The sequence below is a fragment of the Mycobacterium rhizamassiliense genome, from assembly GCF_900157375.1.
Lineage (GTDB): Bacteria > Actinomycetota > Actinomycetes > Mycobacteriales > Mycobacteriaceae > Mycobacterium > Mycobacterium rhizamassiliense.
Map to the genome: position 1 here is coordinate 5,971,654 of NZ_LT721901.1, position 15,372 is coordinate 5,987,025.

Sequence of the window (15,372 nt, forward strand, 5' to 3'; positions counted from 1 at the left end):
CGTTAAATTCGTTGCGCTGCTGGCTTTTTGCTAAAGAGCGTGGCCCGCTAAGTCCGCGCGAAGTACAGCACCGGGGCGCGCGCAAACGAGATCAAGCAGACGGAAAAGCTCTCTAGCAAAACGCATTTCGACAGCGAGGCCGGACCGTCGACAAATCGTTGTGCAAAGTTATGCGAAATTCCGGACACGCCCGGTCGCCGTCGTTATCGTGTGGACAGATTGCCGCACACCGTGGGGGGAGCGAGAATCATGGCTGCGATCGTTGAGGGAAAAACAAACAAAGCAATGGACAAGGCCGCGGTATTCGTGCGGCAGATCCTCATTCGGGCATTCATCGGGGTGGAGAAGCTGTTGGTTCCGGCAGCGTTCTCGCGGGTGCCGACTACCCCGTTCATGGATCCCGACCTATTCGAGTGGAACGGCGTTGTGACGGCCCAGTGGACCAAGGTTCAGCGCGAACTGCGGGCGCTGCTTGCGAACGTCGAGACGATCCCGGAGTGGCTGGTGGTCACCGACGAGAAAAACCTGCCCATTACCGATAACGACACATGGCGCACCTACTTCTTCTATGTCTACGGGCACCGCTTCGAAAAGCAGTGCGGCGAGTGCCCCGAGACCGCGCGCCTCCTGGAGCAGATCCCGGGCATGAAGACCGCGCTGTTCTCCATCCTGGAACCCGGCACGAAGATCACCCCGCACCGCGGGCCCTACCGGGGCGTCCTTCGCTACCACCTGCCCCTGCAGGTGCCCGCCGAGGGCGGGTGCGGAATCCGCGTCGGCAACGAGACCGCCTCCTGGGAAGAAGGCGTTGGGATGATGTTCGACGACACCTACGAGCACGAGGCGTGGAACCAGAGCAGTCATACCCGCGTGGTCCTGTTCCTCGACATCGTCCGGCCGATGAGGTTCCCGTTCAACATCGTCAATTCGGCGATCATCAAGATCGTCGGACACTCGCCGTCGGTGCGGCAGATTCAACAGAAGCAAGCGGCCTGGGACCGCACGCTCGAGAAAGCCAGCTAGCCGACGCGATTCCCTTAGCCGCCCACCTGGGCGGTGTGCCTGCCCGCTCGTGACGCTTTCGCCGACGGCCTCCGGCACCGGGTTGCCGGGCGGAGAATAGCTTCCCTATTTTGGAGAAGGTTATTCTCCTGGATCGAGAGACCCATTACGATTGGTAAGAATCGACCGGGGGGTTGATGCCGCGAAGGAGTTCGCCATGACGGCCACGCCGACCTTTCCCTTTCCGCTGTTCGACGCGGACAACCACCTGTACGAGACCGAGGAATCGCTGACCCGGTACCTGCCCAAGCTGTACAAAGACGCGATCCAGTATGTCCAGGTCAACGGCCGCACCAAGATCGCGATCCGCGGGCAGATCAGCGACTACATTCCCAACCCCACCTTTGAGGTCGTGGCCAGGCCCGGCGCGATGGAGGACTACTTCAGGATCGGCAACCCCGACGGCAAGAGCCGCCGCGAGATCTTCGGCGAACCGATGCGCTCGATCCCGGCGTTCCGGGAACCCGGCCCCCGGCTGGAGCTGATGAACGAGCTCGGCGTGGACCGCTCGCTGATGTTCCCGACGCTGGCCAGCCTGATCGAGGAGCGAATGCGCGACGATCCCGCGCTGATCCACGTCGTCGTCCACGCGCTCAACGAGTGGCTGGACGACGTGTGGGGCTTCAACTACCAGAACCGGATCTTCACCGTGCCCGTCGTGAGCCTGCCGATCGTGGAGAAGGCGATCGAGGAGCTCGATTGGGTGGTGGCCCGCGGCGCGCGCGCCGTTTTGATTCGGCCCGCGCCGGTGCCCGGTTTCCGCGGCCCGCGGTCGTTCGCGCTGCCGGAGTTCGACCCGTTCTGGCAGCGCTGCGTCGAGCACGACGTGCTGATTGCCATGCACACCTCGGACAGTGGCTACGCCCGTTACAACGGGGAGTGGAACGGCAACGACACGGAGATGCTGCCCATGCGGACCGACGCGTTCGGCATGTGCACGCAGTGGCGCGCGGTGCAGGACGCCGTCGCATCGTGGGTCGTACACGGCGCGCTGTACCGTTTCCCGACGCTGAAAGTCGCTGTGATCGAAAGCGGTTCGCGCTGGCTGTTCCCGCTGCTGGACACCATTGCCGACGTCTACAAGAAGACGCCGGAAAGCTTCGCAGGCGGCGACCCGGTCGAGGAGATCAAGAATCGCATCCACGTCAGCCCCTTCTACGAAGACGGCATCAGCGATCTGATCAATCTGGTCGGTGTCGAGCGCGTGCTGTTCGGTTCGGACTTCCCGCACCCCGAAGGCCTGGCCGCGCCAACGCATTTCGCCGATGCGCTCGGACATCTTCCCGTCGGGGATCAGGCAAAGATCATGGGCGGCAATCTGTCCCGGCTCGTCACCGTGTGACAATCCCCTCGAATCCAATCAGCCCCAACGACTCGTGATCGGAGCCCGACATCGACGCCTGGATCCTTGATGCGGTACGCACCCCCCGGGGGCGAGGCCGCCCCGACGGCGCACTGCACAACGTTCATCCGCAAACCCTGTTCGCCGCGTGCCTGAGCGCGCTGGCCGAGCGCACCGGCTTCGAGCCGGCCGAAGTCGACGACGTGATCGCCGGCAACGGCATCCTCAGCGGGGACCACGGCGACGACATCGCGCGCCTGTCCGTGCTTTTGGCGGGCTGGCCCGAGTCCGTTCCCGGGATGACGCTGAACCGGTTCTGCGGGTCGGGCCAGCAGGCCGTCACCGTGGCCGCATCCTCCATCGCGGCCGGCAGTGAGGATCTGGTGATCGCCGGCGGAGTCGAGTCGATGTCGCGCTGGGACGTCACGGCGGGCGTCCCGACGATCGACGGCAACAACGCGGACTTCCGGACGCGCTATCCGACTGTGCCGCAGGGCATTTCGGCCGACCTGATCGCCACGCTCGAGGGGTTCAGCCGCGAGGACGTCGACGCCTACGCGGCGCGCAGCCAGAACAGGGCCGCGGCGGCCATCGACGAGGACAGGTTCGGGCGCTCCCTGATCGAGGTGGCCACACCCAACGGCCCGGTCGCACGCGACGAGCACCCCCGCCCGGGAACCACCACCGAGTCGCTGGCCAGACTCAAGCCCGCCTTCGCCGCCATGGGCGCCGCGCACGCCGACGGGGAAGCACTCACCTTCGACGAGATCTGCCTGCAGCGCTATCCGGGCACCGACCAGATCGACCACGTACACCACGCGGGCAACTCCTCGGGGGTGGTCGACGGCGCCGCCGCGGTAGCCGTCGCGTCGTCGAGCTGGATGCACGCCAACGGCGTCAAGCCCCGGGCGCAGATCCGGGCCGCCGCCGCGATCGGCAGCGAACCGATCATCATGCTCACCGCGCCCGGGCCCGCGGCGCAACGCTGCCTGGAGCGCGCCGGCATGAGCGTGCAGGACATCGACCTCTGGGAGATCAACGAGGCCTTCGCCGCCGTGCCGCTCAAGACGATGCGCGACCTAGAGATCGACCCGGACGTGGTCAACGTCAACGGCGGTGCCATCGCGCTCGGCCACCCGATCGGCGCCACCGGCGCCATGCTCATCGGCACCCTCCTCGACGAGCTCGAACGCCGCGATCTGGCAACGGGATTGGTGACCATGTGCACCGGCGGCGGCATGGGCACCGCGACGATCATCGAGCGGGCCTGAGCATGACGGGCACGCTGGAAGTCGACCGGCCACGCGACGGCGTCGCCGTGGTGCGGCTCAATCGCCCAAAGCAGCTCAACGCCATCGACGAAGCTATGCAGCACGAATTGGCGCAGACCCTGGCAGAACTGGCCGCCGACCGTAGCGCGCATGCCGTCGTGCTCACCGGCTCCGGCCGCGGCTTCTGCGCCGGCATCGACATGCGCAACTTCGGGCCCGGCATGCTCGAGGCCGACGCTCCGGCCATCGACCGAATGGCCTTCCAGGAGAAAATGGCCGGGCTGGCCGAGGCCGTCCGCGCGCTGCCGCAGCCCGTCATCGCCGCCGTCAACGGCCCGTGCGTGGGTGCGGGATTCGCCCTGACGCTGGCCTGCGACATCCGGATCTGTTCGACGGCAGCATCATTCGGCAACGCGGCCATCCTGCTCGGGCTGTCGGGCGCCGAGATGGGCATGAGCTATCACCTGCCGCGCATCGTCGGGACAAGCGTCGCCGCTGACTGGATGCTCAGCGGCCGAACGGTTTCGGCCGAGGAGGCCGATCGCCGCGGCCTGGTCAGCGAGCGGGTCGAGCCGGACGCGTTGGCCGACCGGGCACTCGAGTTGGCCGCGCTGATCGCGGACCTCTCCCCCTTGGGCGTGCAGTTGACGAAGCGTGCGCTGCAGGTCAACACCGACGCGACGAGCCTGTCGTCGGCGCTGGAACTGGAGAACCGCAACCAGGTGATCTCGCACGCCACCGACGAAGCGGCCGCCCGCCGCCAGAAGTGGTCCCGCTGAGCGGGCCGCACCAAACAAGAAGGGTTCTGAACACATGTCATGGGATTTCTCGACCGACCCGCAATGGGCCGAGCAGCTCGAGTGGGTCGAGGACTTCGTCCGCAACGAATGCGAACCGATCGACCTGATCGTCAAGGAATCCCATGACCTCAACGATCCGGTCCGCCAGGCGCTGATCCCGCCGCTGCAGGAGATCGTCAAGCAGCGCGGGCTGTGGGCCACCCACCTGGGACCGCATCTCGGTGGCCCGGGCTACGGGCAGGTGAAACTGGCGCTGCTCAACGAGATCCTGGGCCGCTCGGAGTGTGCGCCCATCGTCTTCGGCTCGCAGGCGCCCGATTCCGGCAACAGCGAAATCCTCGCGCACTACGGCACACCCGAGCTCAAGGCCCGCTACCTCGAGCCGCTGCTGGACAACCGCATCATCTCCTGCTTCTCGATGACCGAGCCGCAGGGCGGCGCCGACCCGAAGGTGTTCCGCACCGCGGCGGTGCAGGACGGCGATCACTGGATCATCAACGGCGAGAAGTGGTTTTCCTCGTTCGCCTCGATGGCGTCGTTCATCATCGTGATGGCGATGACCGACCCTGACGCGCCGCCATACGAGCGCTACTCGATGTTCGTCGTGCCCGGCGACACCCCCGGCATCAACGTGATGCGCGACGTCGGGCTCGGCTATCAACCGCTCGGCGGCGGCCGGGAAGGCTATGTCCGCTACGAAAACGTCCGGGTGCCGGCCGATCACATGCTCGGCCCGCGCGGCGGGGCCTTCGTGGTCGCGCAGACCCGGCTGGGCGGCGGCCGCATTCACCACGCCATGCGCACGGTGGGCCTGGTCCGCCGGATCTACGACATGATCTGTGAGCGCGCGGTGTCGCGCTACACGCAGGGCGAGGTCCTGGCCAACAAGCAACTCGTCCAGGAGATGGTGGCCGATTCCTGGATGGAGATCGAGGCGTACCGGCTGCTCACCCTCCAAACTGCTTGGAAGATCGACCAATTTAACGACTACAAGGCGGTGCGCGCCGACATCTCGGCGGTGAAGGCGATGATGCAGAAGGTCCTGCACGACGTGTCGTCGAGGGCGCTGCAGCTGCACGGATCGCTGGGCACCACGCACGAGATGCCGTTCGTGCAATACCTTGTCGAGTCGTTCGTGCTGGGCCTGGCCGACGGCCCGACCGAGGTGCACAAGGTGACGCTGGCCCGGCTGCTGCTCAAGGACCGCGCGAGCGCTCCCGACCTGTTCCCCTCCGAGCACCTGCTGCGGTTGCGCGCGGCTGCGGAGGCGAAGTTCGCCGACAAGCTCGCGGGTATTCCCCGCGGATAGCCCTGCGCCTAAACGGCTTTCGTGACACCGACGTAGGACAACACCACGTCGGATTGGTCAGTCACCCGGGTCAAAGTGGCGTAAGAGCGGATGAACGACTGGCCCACGCACCCGTCGATCCTGACGTGGAAGTTGGCGATCATGATCCACGGGTGTGGGCCCTTGAATTGCTTCTTCGACACCGGCACGACGACCACGAAGCCGGGCTTGAGCCCCACATTGATCGACCCGTTGATCGGCACGGTGATGAACGGCAGCAGCGGCGGCAACACACCAGTGGTGTCAAACGTCGGGCTGACACCGGGCGCGATGCCCATGTTGCCGCCCAGGTCGACACCGTTGGACGTGCTCATGTCGATGCCGCAGCCGATCTCGTAACCCGCCTCGAGGATGCCCTGCGGCTGGCCCGGCCCGCTGAGGTCACCGACGAATGTCCCGGTCGCGAGGTACTCGCGGGACGAGACCGCGGTCGTCAGCGGCGCCACGGGAGTCTGGGCCTCGTCCTTCGCGCCAAGGCCCAACCGCCAGCCGTCGGGGGTGTTGACGATGGAGGGCGGATTCGAGGGCACCAGCGCGTCATTAGGTGGCGTAGCCACACCGGCGGGCTGCACGTCGGGATCGGCGGCCGTCGACGGCGCCATCGTCAACGCCATGACAAGGCACATCGTGACGACCGCAGCGTTGCGGACGACCCCGGCAATTGTCCCCACGGGCGAAACCGTATGTACCGCGCCGTGCACACAGCGGTATTTGCTGGCCGGCCCGGCAAAGTCGTTGCGCGTTCGTAACTGAGACGCGATGTGGCTGAGGCACGCTGGCATTGCCCCACGTGGCCAGCCGCGCCGCTAGAATTGCGGGAGCGTCCCACGGCAAACGACCAGAGAGGGCGGCGATGAAAGCTCGTTCGTACGCTCGCGGACTGGTTGCCGGCGCGGTCAGCGTCCTGGTGTTGTGTGGCGGCACTGGGCTGGCGCGAGCCGACGATACGGATTTCGACCCCGAACCGCCGATGGTCCCGGAGATCGGCCAATTCAACACGGTCGACTCTCCGTCGTTCTTTACGAACCCCGCCAACCGGGGCATCCCACGAGAGAAGAACTGGGACGGCGTCGGAAACTATTGCCAGAACATGTTTATCCGGTGCCGCTGACCGACTGACGCAAACTAGAACGCGGGATGCCGCTGAAATCTCAGGACGCGGTCCGGATCCAGTGCGGCCCTGACGTTTCGGAGTTGTACCAGCTCCGACGACGACCATGCATCGCCGGCGTTCGGTTGGCCGTCGCGGAATGCCGGCGCCGCCCGCCCGGCATCGGTCACCTGCGCGGCCGATTCCACCGCGGCGAGCGCCTCGCCCACTTCGACACCCAACCCGACCGCGTGCAGCAGGAAGGGCGCGGGCACGTTGGTCAACGCGCCGTCCCGAGCGTGGGCCTCGGAATCGGTGTGCCGCACCTCGATCATGCTCAAGCCACCCGGCCTGCCCACCCGTGCGGCGCCGAACATCTCCGCGACCACGTCGGTCGCCGCCGGCCCCAGCCAGCGGCCGGTGCCCCGGGCGGGCAGCGGGTCGGGCGGATCGAGATGGATCGCCGACAACGACCGCAAGTCCCCCGGCCCGGTGGTGTCGACGGCCGGTGTCGCGGCGTCGCACACCGCGGCACGCATCACGTCCAGGTGTGCCGCACCGTCGGTCGACGCATACGACAGGTGGACGGCGGGCCTGCCCAGCAGGGCGGCAGGAAACGGACCCTCGTCGGGAAGCCGCAACAGCGCCAGCGAGCTGGTGACCGATTCGCTGACCAGTTCCAGGGCCCAGGCCCAGCCGGCGATCACGCCGGGCAGCGCGCTCTCCGGCCACAGCAGGTAACCCGTCCACAGCTCGGGGATGCGAAACAGCGCGACCTCGACGGCCGTGGCGATGCCGACGGGCGCACCGCCGCGAAAGGCCCAAAGGGCTTCGCGGTCAAGCGAATCCGGCGCGTCCTCGGAGGCGCGGCGCCGCCGCCCGGCTCCATCGACGTAGTCCACCGCACGCAGCGCCGCCGAAGCCAGCCCGTACTTGCGGACGAACCACCCCACCCCACCGCCGAAGGTGTATCCGGCGACGCTGACCGTCGACGACGTTCCGCTGAGGCCCAGCAGACCGTGCACCTGCGCCGCCTGCTGCACAGCCGGCCACGTCTCGCCCGCCCCGACGCGGGCGATGCCCGCGGACGCATGCACGCTGACGCCGAGCAGCGCGGAGGTGTCCAGGAGCACCTGGTCGTCGTCGATCGGGCCGCCCGCGCCGTGCCCGGTGGCTTGGACGGCGACGGTCACTCCCAGCCGAGCCGCGGTCGTGACCGCCCGCGCCACCTGTTCGGCCGACGCCGGTCGCACGACGGCGCACGGCCGCTGGGGGTGGCTCGAGTTGTGCGGGCTCGTCGCATCGGCGTATTCCTTGCCGCCGGGCTCGTGTACGGCGGCGGTCAGCTCCGCACGCAGCCCGGCGACCACATCGTTCATGCCGATGCTTACCTGGGAATCAGCGCGAGAACCGGGATGATGCGGGTGGTCTTGCGCTCGTACTCGGCGAAGCCCGGGTAACGCTCGGCCTGAACGGCGTATTTGGCGTCGCGTTCGGCGCGGTCCAGCTCGACCGCACGGACGTCGACCTCGTCGTCCCCCACCTCGATGCGGGCATCGGGGTGCGCGACGAGGTTGTGATACCAGGCCGGGTTGCGGTCGGCGCCCGCCGCCGATGCGAACACGAGATAGCGGTCGCCGTCGGGCAGATACATCATCGGGCTCACCCGCTCCTGGCCGCTGCTCGCCCCCGTGCTGTGCAGCAGGAGGACCGGCGCACCCTCGAACTGTCCGCCGAGCCGGCCATGGTTGGCGCGGAATTCCTCGATGTTGCGACTGTTGAAGTCGTCTTCGCTCACGGTGCCCCCTTGCAGTCTTTAGCGTCTTTTGCCGTTTGACGATACTGCGGGAACGCGCCCGGCGCCGCCCTAACTCACCAGCGAGCGGGCCCTGGCCAGCAGCCGCGGCAGGACGGGCACCATGGCCTCCAATTCGGTTCGCGGCGAAGGGCGTCGGCGATTGTGCTTGACGATGAGCGACCAGGTGGCCGCGGACTTGAAACACGCCAGCGCGGTGAACCAGGCCAACTCGGCGATCTCGCCGCCTAGCTCGTGCCGATAGATCTCGGCGAGTTCGGCAATCGGCGGCGCGGGGCTCGCGGCGGGGTCCACCCGCTGATAGGTGTCGGGATCGGAATTGATCAAAAACCAGCCCGCATCGATGCGCGGGTCACCGACCGACCAAATCTCCCAATCGATGACCGCGGTGATGCGCGGCCCCACCGCCAACAGGTTGCCCAACCGGAAGTCGCCGTGCACGACGCTGGGCCCCATAGGCATTGGCGCGCAACCTAATAAGTCGTCGCGCACGTCCTGCCAGCCCGGCACCAGCGCGGCGTCGACGGTCTGCAACGTGTCACACCAGCGCCGGACCTCGGCGACCGGATCGACGACCGGCTCGCCCCCCAGCCCGAGGTCGTTCGGCGAGAGGCCGTGCAGCGCCGCCATGGCCCGGCAGGCACTGCGATAACGTTCGGCGACATCGGGTCCCGGCTCGCAACCGTCGAATAGCGGCTCTACGCATTCACCGTCGATATGCGACATCACGAACAGCGGCGGAACATCCGGCGGATCGCCCCGGTCCTCCCACACCACCGCGGGGACCGGAACACGTGTCACACCAAGCTCTTTGATGATACGGGCCTGGCGCAGCACGTCGCGGTGCGCGACCGGATCGACGCCGGGCGGGGCGACCTTGATCACCACCGGGTTGCCTCGGCGGGTGCCGCGGAAAGTGAGGCTGGATGCGCCTCCGCTCAAGGCGGCGACGTCGACGACATCGGCGCCCGCGAGCCGCCGGCGCAGTTTGTCGGTGTCGAGCTCGACCATTAGCTCGCCGGTTTCGACCAGCCGACTTCGGCGAGGAACGGCTGGGTATGCGCGATGCGTCCGGTCAGCGTCTTCGGGTCGCCCGTGCACAACCGGAAGACGGTCTCGGTAATCAATTCGATGTCCTCGGTGTCGGTCTTGGCCAGGTCGAGGGTGCCCGCCCCGGGGGTGGCCACCGGGTTGGACGGAGCGGCGGCGTTGACCGCGATGCCGTCGTCATACAGTTCGGCGGCAAGGCTTTTCGTCAGCCGGTTGAGGGCGGCCTTGGCCGTGCCGTAGATGCCGAAGCCCGCGGTCCGGTCGAATTCGGAGAACGGCGGCCCGGGTGGCAGGTCGCCGCCCACCGAGGTCAGGTTCAGGATCCAGCCGCGGCCCCGCTCGCGCATGGCCGGAATCGCCAACTGGCTCAGATGCAGTGGTCCCAGGACATGCATCTCCAGCATCAGCCGGGCCCGCCGGTCGGGGAACCCGTCGAGCGGCCGCAGGAAGGTGACGGCGGCGTTGTTCACCAGGATGTCCGGCGCCCCGACGGCGTCGACGACCTCCGCGAACAGCCGTTCGCGTTCCTCGGGCTCGGACAGATCCGCCTGGACCGCCAGGGCTTTGCCGCCGGCGGCGATGATTTCGTCGCGGGTCTGGCCGAGGGAGCCGTGGTATTTGGGGTCGGGGTCCATCGTGCGGGCGGTCAGCGCCACCGTGGCGCCCTCCGCGGCAAGCCGCGCGGCGATCGCTTTGCCCAATCCCCTGCTGCTTCCGGTGACCAGGGCCACCTTCCCCGCACACTGGCGGCTACCGCTCATCGTCGACCTCCTCTGGAACCGTCCACTGGCGGAAACGTCTTCTCCAAACTAGAGAATGCCATTATCGCCGAGCGGTGCGAAGTGCGGGGCCACCACGTCTCCGGCACCATGTCCGAAATCGTGGGAGACGTGGCGTTTTAGCCAGTCATCGAATCGCGGCGGCGACCCTAGCGTTGTCTCCATGCAAGCCATTTCAGCTCTCCCCGAGACCGCCGCCGCGCAGGCCGCGATCCGGTTGGCGCAATCCACCGAGTCACCATCCGTGTTCAACCACAGCGTGCGCAGCTACTTGTTCGCCGAACTGCTCGCCGCGCGGGAGGGGATGCACCCCGACGCCGAGTACGACAGCGAAGCCCTGTTCCTCGGATGCGTCCTGCACGACCTCGGCGTCGGCACCGCGGCGCCCGGCAAAGCGCGGTTCGAGGTCGAGGGCGCCGACCTCGCGGCCGCGCTGCTGACCGAACACGGCTGCGAGCGCGCCGTCGTCGACGGTGTGTGGGAGGCCATCGCGCTGCACACCTCCGGCGGCATCGCGGAGCGGCGCGGGCCATTGTGCTACCTCGTTCGCAACGGTGTAGGTGCCGACTTCGGCCGCAATGCCGACTTCGTCGACGAGCAGGTCGCCACGACCATCCACCGCCAATATCCGCGGCTGGCCATGGCGCGCACTCTGGTGGACGCGATCGTGGAGCACGCCCAGCGTGATCCCGAAGCGGCGCCGCCCTATTCGATGCCGGGCGACCTGTTGCGTGAACGACGGACCGACGGCACCAGCCTGATAGAACTCATGGCCTCGCACGGCCGGTGGGGCGAGTGATCGGTCCGATCGAGTACACACGTAGATGTCCGTCCGTATTCGAGGAGGCATCTTGTCGTACTTGCTGCTGTTCGGCGCGATCTTCGCGGAGGTCATCTCGACGAGCCTGCTGAAGAGCACGGAGGGATTCACCCGACTGTGGCCGACGGTGATCTGCCTGGTTGGCTACGCGGCGTCCTTCCTGCTGCTGTCGATGTCGATCTCCCGCGGCATGCAGACCGACGTCGCCTACGCCCTGTGGTCGGCGATCGGCACCGCCGCCATCGTGCTCATCGCCGTGATGTTTCTCGGCTCCCCGCTGTCGACGGCCAAGGTGGTCGGTTGCGGGCTAATCATCGCCGGCGTGCTCACGTTGAATCTCTCCGGCGCGCACTGAGCGCGTCGATCGAATACGGGCCCCCGCCGGCGACGACCAGCAAGAAGAAGCCGAAACAGAACAGGATCGCCGGGCCGCCGCCATTGCCCGCGGGTGGATCGCCGACCGGCCACAGTGCGCGCGGTTGATGCATCCAGAAATACGCAACTGCCATTTCGCCAGAGGCGATGAATGCCGCTGCGCGGGTGAACAATCCCGGCCGCGACCAATAACCCCGTGACGAATTCGATCAACCCCGCGTACCAGACGGGCCAGGCTCCGAATCCGATTGGCCACTTCGGAGCGACCGGTGTACCAATCAGTACGTCGCGCCGCTGAATCTGGACGTGTCATCGTCAAGCTGGCTCAATCGACTCCCAGTGCTGTGCACTCGGGTCCGATCTACGCCAAGCCGGGCAAGCGGCATCACGGCGAGGGCACGCTCGGAGGGCTGCTTGCCGGTCAGCTCTCCGACGACGTCGGCGACCGACATCTCAACGCAGTCGTCACCAGCTAGCCGGGCCGTCGCGACATTTAACAAGCCAGCGTTGTCTGTATGATCAGTCACCGCTATGGGACGTAAGGGCTGGGGCGGCACTCCGCCGGCCGACGATGCGGAGGCGCGCAAACGCATCGTCGACGCGGCCGTCGACAGGGTGCAGAGTCGCGGGCCACGGCACACCACGCTGTCGGACGTCGCCACCGACCTCGGCATCACCCGGCCGACCATCTACCGCTACTTCGCGTCGATCGAAGATCTGCTCGCGGCCGCGGCCGAGGTCGCCCTGGATGGCTGGACGGCGCGCATCGGCGACATGAGCAAGGACATCAGCGATGCCACCGACTTGCTCACCGAGGCAGTCGCTTTCCTCATCGAGCAGCTTCCCGACGAGCCGCTGCTGGCACAGCTGCTCGAGACCGACCGGATGCGGCTGGTCGGCCGGCAGATGGTCATGCCCGCGGCGGTCGCCCGCTCGCGCACCATGCTCCAGAACACCCAAATCAACTGGGCAGCATTGGGTTTCACCGGTGCACGATTCGACGATCTGGTCGAGTTTCTGCTGCGGATGATCCAGTCCATGGTGATCGCGCCGTCCGATCCACCCCGAACCGGGGCCGCGCTGCGCGACTACCTGCGTCTGTGGATCGGACCGGTGATGGGCGCCGCGACAAAATCCGCGCCGCCGCGGCCGGTCAGGAAACGGCGGTAGGCGCGTCGGCGGCGGAAATCAGCTCGATGCTCGGGTGTTCCGGTAGCTCGTCGGCGTGAAACCACCGGAACGACATCAGGCCCTCGGGGTGGTCCTTCGTCGAGATGGCGTTGGGATGGTCGAGCGGCTCGCGGCTGATGACGATCGTGACCGACCCGTCGGCGTTGGGGATCGCCGTACCCGAATTGATGCCGGCGCGCCCGTATTCGACGTCGAGGGCCGCCATGTACTGGTTCCACAGGGTCAGATTCCAGAACCGGCACTTCGGGTGCCGGGAGGTAATGACCAGCGCCTCACCGGGTTCCAGCGAAAACCCGCCGAGGCAGTAGCACGCATCCTGCATCGAATACCCAAAGGTCGCATCCCCCGCCCGATACGGCGGGGCCAGCGTGTTCGTGGTCAGCGATTGACCGTCCGCCAGTTCGACGGGTTGGCGCTCCATCAGGATCAGCGGGATCAGCCCGTACATGTCCTGCGCGAAACGCAGTGCGGCGCGCAGCGACCGGGCGGTGTCCGCATCGGATTTCGCGGCTACCACCGGCAACCCCGCGTGATCGATGACCTCGATGTCCCACTCGACCCGCCGCCCGGATTCGGGGTGCTCGTGGTAGTCGCGGGTGAGCACGCCACGCGCATCCGCGGACAACTCGATGAAGGGACCGTCGTATCCGGCCGGCCGGGCCGGGCCCAACACGCAGGAGAACCCGCCGTCGTCGCCTCGCGCCATGTCGGTGTCGTAAAGCAATCCGACGGTGCGGTTGGGCCACGCCCCGGGTTCGGGCTCGTTGTACACGGTCACCGAATACATGGTGCTGTCATTCGGGACGCCGCTGACCCGATAGGTGCGGCGCGGATCCACCACCGCGTACTCGTAGTAGCAGTCGGTGTTGTCGCCGCCCCAGCGCCGGTCCGGCCGGAACGGCGTCAGGGTGTCGAGGAAGCGCGGCGCGACCGCGTCGGCGAAAAAGTGCATGTCCAGCGACAGGGCAAGCAGAGTGGCGAGGTTTTGGTAGCCCTCCGACACCGCCGTCTGACCGCGAACGGCCTTGGGCCCCTGCAGGAACAGGTTGTCGAAATCCGCGAATGCCGAGAGCAATTCGCGCCACGCCGCTGCACTTTCGCCGGTAGACATGGGCAGCATCATAAGCGCACAGAAATTACAACACAACGCTCATTGTAAAATGTCGCGGGCGGCAGTAGGGTGCCCGATGTGACCGCCGCTGTGCACATCACCGACCTGGCGAGCCCGACGTTTTCGCCCGACGCCCAGGCGATCATCGACGGCATGGCCGCGATGGCCGACTATTGCCCGCTCACCGCCGACTCCCTGCACGAGCAGGCCGCCGCGCAGACGGGCCTGACCGATTTCGGGGATCAGGGCTACCGCGAGCGCATGGATGTGCTGCTGCAGGCCTTCGGCGAACTGCCCAACTTCACCGCGTTTGGCCGCACCTACGCGTTCTCGCTGATGCTGACCTTCCTCAAGGGCAGGCTGCGGGTGATCGACCACCTCAAGCGCCATCCCGAAATTTTCGACATCGAGGTCAACGCGCCGCTGATCATCGCGGGCCTGCCCCGCACCGGGACCACCCATCTGCACAGCCTGCTGGCCGCGGACCCGGCGCTGCGCTCGTTGCCGTATTGGGAAGCGCAGGAACCGATTCCACCACCCGGTGAAGAGGGCACCATCGAGCCGCGGCGTCAACGCACCGGCGATGCGCTCAACATCTCCAACACGCTGATGCCCTACTTCCAGCTGATGCACGAGATGACGATCGATCACATCCACGAGGACATCGGTCTGATGGTGCAGGACTTCGCCAGCGGCTTCTTCACGACGCTCACTCACCTGCCGCGGTGGTCGGATTACTTGCGCGACCACGACCAGACGTCCGGATATCAGTTCCTGCGCTTGATGCTGCAGGTGCTGCAGCATCAGGACGGCCGCAACCGGCGCTGGGTGCTCAAGAGCCCGCAGCACCTCGAGCAGTTCGTCCCGTTGCTGAACGTGTTCCCCGATGCGACTTTCATCATCACCCACCGCGACCCGGTCGACGTCTCGGTGTCGATGGCCACGATGATGACCTACACCATGCGGATGAGCGTGGACAAGGTCGACGTGCCCACGGTGGCCAACTACTGGATCACCCGCATCGAGGAAATGCTGACGGCGTGCATGCGCGATCACGATCGGCTCCCGGCCGATCGCACCATCGACGTTCGCTTCGACGAGTTCATGGCCGACGATCTGGCAATGATCCAACGGGTCTGGAACACAGCAGGATACGAGCCAGACGAAGAATCGAGAAAGGCCGTCGAGAATTTTCTGGCCGGCCATACGCGCGGACGGCTCGGCACCGTCGACTACCGCCCCGAGGACCTCGGCCTGGACAAAGACGACCTTCGGCGCCGCTTCGCACCCTACGTCGAGCGCTTCGTAACCCCCTAG

17 protein-coding genes and 1 pseudogene are annotated in these 15,372 nt (G+C 66.8%); 11 read left to right on the top strand and 7 right to left on the bottom strand.

Annotated features, from left to right (window positions below; genetic code table 11):
• Window positions 1–249 precede the first annotated feature (249 nt).
• The 5 genes from MRAB57_RS28180 to MRAB57_RS28200 all read left to right on the top strand — a co-directional run bounded on the left by MRAB57_RS28180 (window position 250) and on the right by MRAB57_RS28200 (window position 5,784).
• Window positions 250–1,023, top strand: coding sequence for an aspartyl/asparaginyl beta-hydroxylase domain-containing protein (locus MRAB57_RS28180; RefSeq protein WP_077090253.1), 774 nt, complete (start codon window positions 250–252; stop codon window positions 1,021–1,023).
• 196 nt (window positions 1,024–1,219) lie between these two features.
• The gene (locus tag MRAB57_RS28185; RefSeq protein WP_077090254.1) at window positions 1,220–2,404 is read left to right on the top strand and encodes an amidohydrolase family protein; all 1,185 of its coding nucleotides are present in this window, start codon (window positions 1,220–1,222) and stop codon (window positions 2,402–2,404) included.
• A 62-nt stretch (window positions 2,405–2,466) separates the two neighbouring features.
• The gene (locus MRAB57_RS28190) at window positions 2,467–3,675 is read left to right on the top strand and encodes an acetyl-CoA C-acetyltransferase (protein WP_281254413.1); all 1,209 of its coding nucleotides are present in this window, start codon (window positions 2,467–2,469) and stop codon (window positions 3,673–3,675) included.
• Between the two features lie 2 nt (window positions 3,676–3,677).
• Window positions 3,678–4,454: an enoyl-CoA hydratase/isomerase family protein gene (locus tag MRAB57_RS28195; protein ID WP_077090256.1), complete on the top strand. Its 777-nt coding sequence runs from the start codon at window positions 3,678–3,680 to the stop codon at window positions 4,452–4,454.
• Window positions 4,455–4,488: 34 nt separating this feature from the next.
• A complete protein-coding gene (locus tag MRAB57_RS28200; RefSeq protein ID WP_077090257.1) occupies window positions 4,489–5,784 on the top strand; it encodes an acyl-CoA dehydrogenase family protein in 1,296 nt (431 codons plus the stop codon).
• A gap of 8 nt (window positions 5,785–5,792) precedes the next feature.
• On the opposite strand, the gene MRAB57_RS28205 is transcribed toward MRAB57_RS28200, so the two are convergent.
• Window positions 5,793–6,437: an MspA family porin gene (locus tag MRAB57_RS28205; RefSeq protein WP_077090939.1), complete on the bottom strand. Its 645-nt coding sequence runs from the start codon at window positions 6,435–6,437 to the stop codon at window positions 5,793–5,795.
• A 239-nt stretch (window positions 6,438–6,676) separates the two neighbouring features.
• On the opposite strand from MRAB57_RS28205, the gene MRAB57_RS28210 reads away from it, so the two are divergent.
• Window positions 6,677–6,934, top strand: a complete 258-nt coding sequence (locus MRAB57_RS28210; protein ID WP_077090258.1) for a hypothetical protein — start codon at window positions 6,677–6,679, stop codon at window positions 6,932–6,934.
• Window positions 6,935–6,948: 14 nt separating this feature from the next.
• On the opposite strand, the gene MRAB57_RS28215 is transcribed toward MRAB57_RS28210, so the two are convergent.
• From MRAB57_RS28215 to MRAB57_RS28230, 4 genes are all read right to left on the bottom strand, one after another.
• Window positions 6,949–8,292, bottom strand: coding sequence for an FAD-binding oxidoreductase (locus MRAB57_RS28215; RefSeq protein ID WP_077090259.1), 1,344 nt, complete (start codon window positions 8,290–8,292; stop codon window positions 6,949–6,951).
• A gap of 8 nt (window positions 8,293–8,300) precedes the next feature.
• Window positions 8,301–8,711 carry a nitroreductase family deazaflavin-dependent oxidoreductase gene (locus MRAB57_RS28220; RefSeq protein WP_077090260.1) on the bottom strand — a complete coding sequence of 137 codons (411 nt, stop codon included), beginning with the start codon at window positions 8,709–8,711 and terminating at the stop codon, window positions 8,301–8,303.
• Between the two features lie 69 nt (window positions 8,712–8,780).
• The gene (locus MRAB57_RS28225; protein WP_077090261.1) at window positions 8,781–9,740 is read right to left on the bottom strand and encodes a phosphotransferase family protein; all 960 of its coding nucleotides are present in this window, start codon (window positions 9,738–9,740) and stop codon (window positions 8,781–8,783) included.
• A complete protein-coding gene (locus MRAB57_RS28230) occupies window positions 9,740–10,540 on the bottom strand; it encodes an SDR family NAD(P)-dependent oxidoreductase (protein WP_077090262.1) in 801 nt (266 codons plus the stop codon). The genes MRAB57_RS28225 and MRAB57_RS28230 overlap by 1 nt, the downstream gene beginning before the upstream one ends.
• A gap of 181 nt (window positions 10,541–10,721) precedes the next feature.
• Between MRAB57_RS28230 and MRAB57_RS28235 the strand changes: the two genes are divergently transcribed.
• Both MRAB57_RS28235 and MRAB57_RS28240 read left to right on the top strand, forming a co-directional pair.
• Window positions 10,722–11,357, top strand: a complete 636-nt coding sequence (locus MRAB57_RS28235; RefSeq protein ID WP_077090263.1) for an HD domain-containing protein — start codon at window positions 10,722–10,724, stop codon at window positions 11,355–11,357.
• Window positions 11,358–11,409: 52 nt separating this feature from the next.
• Window positions 11,410–11,733: a DMT family transporter gene (locus MRAB57_RS28240; protein ID WP_077090264.1), complete on the top strand. Its 324-nt coding sequence runs from the start codon at window positions 11,410–11,412 to the stop codon at window positions 11,731–11,733.
• Here the strand turns inward: MRAB57_RS28240 and MRAB57_RS28245 are convergent.
• Window positions 11,705–12,038 (bottom strand): annotated as a pseudogene (locus MRAB57_RS28245) (DoxX family protein); the annotation flags it as partial. The gene MRAB57_RS28240 and the pseudogene MRAB57_RS28245 overlap by 29 nt on opposite strands.
• Before the next feature lie 59 nt (window positions 12,039–12,097).
• Here MRAB57_RS28245 and MRAB57_RS29475 point away from each other — a divergent pair.
• Window positions 12,098–12,229, top strand: coding sequence for a hypothetical protein (locus MRAB57_RS29475; protein ID WP_281254400.1), 132 nt, complete (start codon window positions 12,098–12,100; stop codon window positions 12,227–12,229).
• A 55-nt stretch (window positions 12,230–12,284) separates the two neighbouring features.
• Entirely contained in the window at window positions 12,285–12,923 is a 639-nt protein-coding gene (locus tag MRAB57_RS28250) for a TetR/AcrR family transcriptional regulator (RefSeq protein WP_077090265.1), read from the top strand.
• On the opposite strand, the gene MRAB57_RS28255 is transcribed toward MRAB57_RS28250, so the two are convergent.
• Window positions 12,907–14,055 carry a DUF1214 domain-containing protein gene (locus MRAB57_RS28255; protein WP_077090940.1) on the bottom strand — a complete coding sequence of 383 codons (1,149 nt, stop codon included), beginning with the start codon at window positions 14,053–14,055 and terminating at the stop codon, window positions 12,907–12,909. The genes MRAB57_RS28250 and MRAB57_RS28255 overlap by 17 nt on opposite strands.
• 69 nt (window positions 14,056–14,124) lie before the next feature.
• Here MRAB57_RS28255 and MRAB57_RS28260 point away from each other — a divergent pair, with 69 nt between their 5' ends.
• Window positions 14,125–15,372: a sulfotransferase family protein gene (locus tag MRAB57_RS28260; protein WP_425436794.1), complete on the top strand. Its 1,248-nt coding sequence runs from the start codon at window positions 14,125–14,127 to the stop codon at window positions 15,370–15,372.

Bases quoted from the DNA above. Each gene is read 5' to 3' on its own strand.
- MRAB57_RS28185 (WP_077090254.1), top strand. From the start codon at position 1,220: ATGACGGCCACGCCGACCTTTCCCTTTCCGCTGTTCGACGCGGACAAC.
- MRAB57_RS28250 (WP_077090265.1), top strand. From the start codon at position 12,285: ATGGGACGTAAGGGCTGGGGCGGCACTCCGCCGGCCGACGATGCGGAG.
- MRAB57_RS28210 (WP_077090258.1), top strand. From the start codon at position 6,677: ATGAAAGCTCGTTCGTACGCTCGCGGACTGGTTGCCGGCGCGGTCAGC.
- MRAB57_RS28205 (WP_077090939.1), bottom strand. From the start codon at position 6,437: ATGGCGTTGACGATGGCGCCGTCGACGGCCGCCGATCCCGACGTGCAG.
- MRAB57_RS28180 (WP_077090253.1), top strand. From the start codon at position 250: ATGGCTGCGATCGTTGAGGGAAAAACAAACAAAGCAATGGACAAGGCC.
- MRAB57_RS28235 (WP_077090263.1), top strand. From the start codon at position 10,722: ATGCAAGCCATTTCAGCTCTCCCCGAGACCGCCGCCGCGCAGGCCGCG.
- MRAB57_RS28195 (WP_077090256.1), top strand. From the start codon at position 3,678: ATGACGGGCACGCTGGAAGTCGACCGGCCACGCGACGGCGTCGCCGTG.
- MRAB57_RS28230 (WP_077090262.1), bottom strand. From the start codon at position 10,540: ATGAGCGGTAGCCGCCAGTGTGCGGGGAAGGTGGCCCTGGTCACCGGA.
- MRAB57_RS28215 (WP_077090259.1), bottom strand. From the start codon at position 8,292: ATGAACGATGTGGTCGCCGGGCTGCGTGCGGAGCTGACCGCCGCCGTA.
- MRAB57_RS28200 (WP_077090257.1), top strand. From the start codon at position 4,489: ATGTCATGGGATTTCTCGACCGACCCGCAATGGGCCGAGCAGCTCGAG.
- MRAB57_RS28255 (WP_077090940.1), bottom strand. From the start codon at position 14,055: ATGTCTACCGGCGAAAGTGCAGCGGCGTGGCGCGAATTGCTCTCGGCA.
- MRAB57_RS28225 (WP_077090261.1), bottom strand. From the start codon at position 9,740: ATGGTCGAGCTCGACACCGACAAACTGCGCCGGCGGCTCGCGGGCGCC.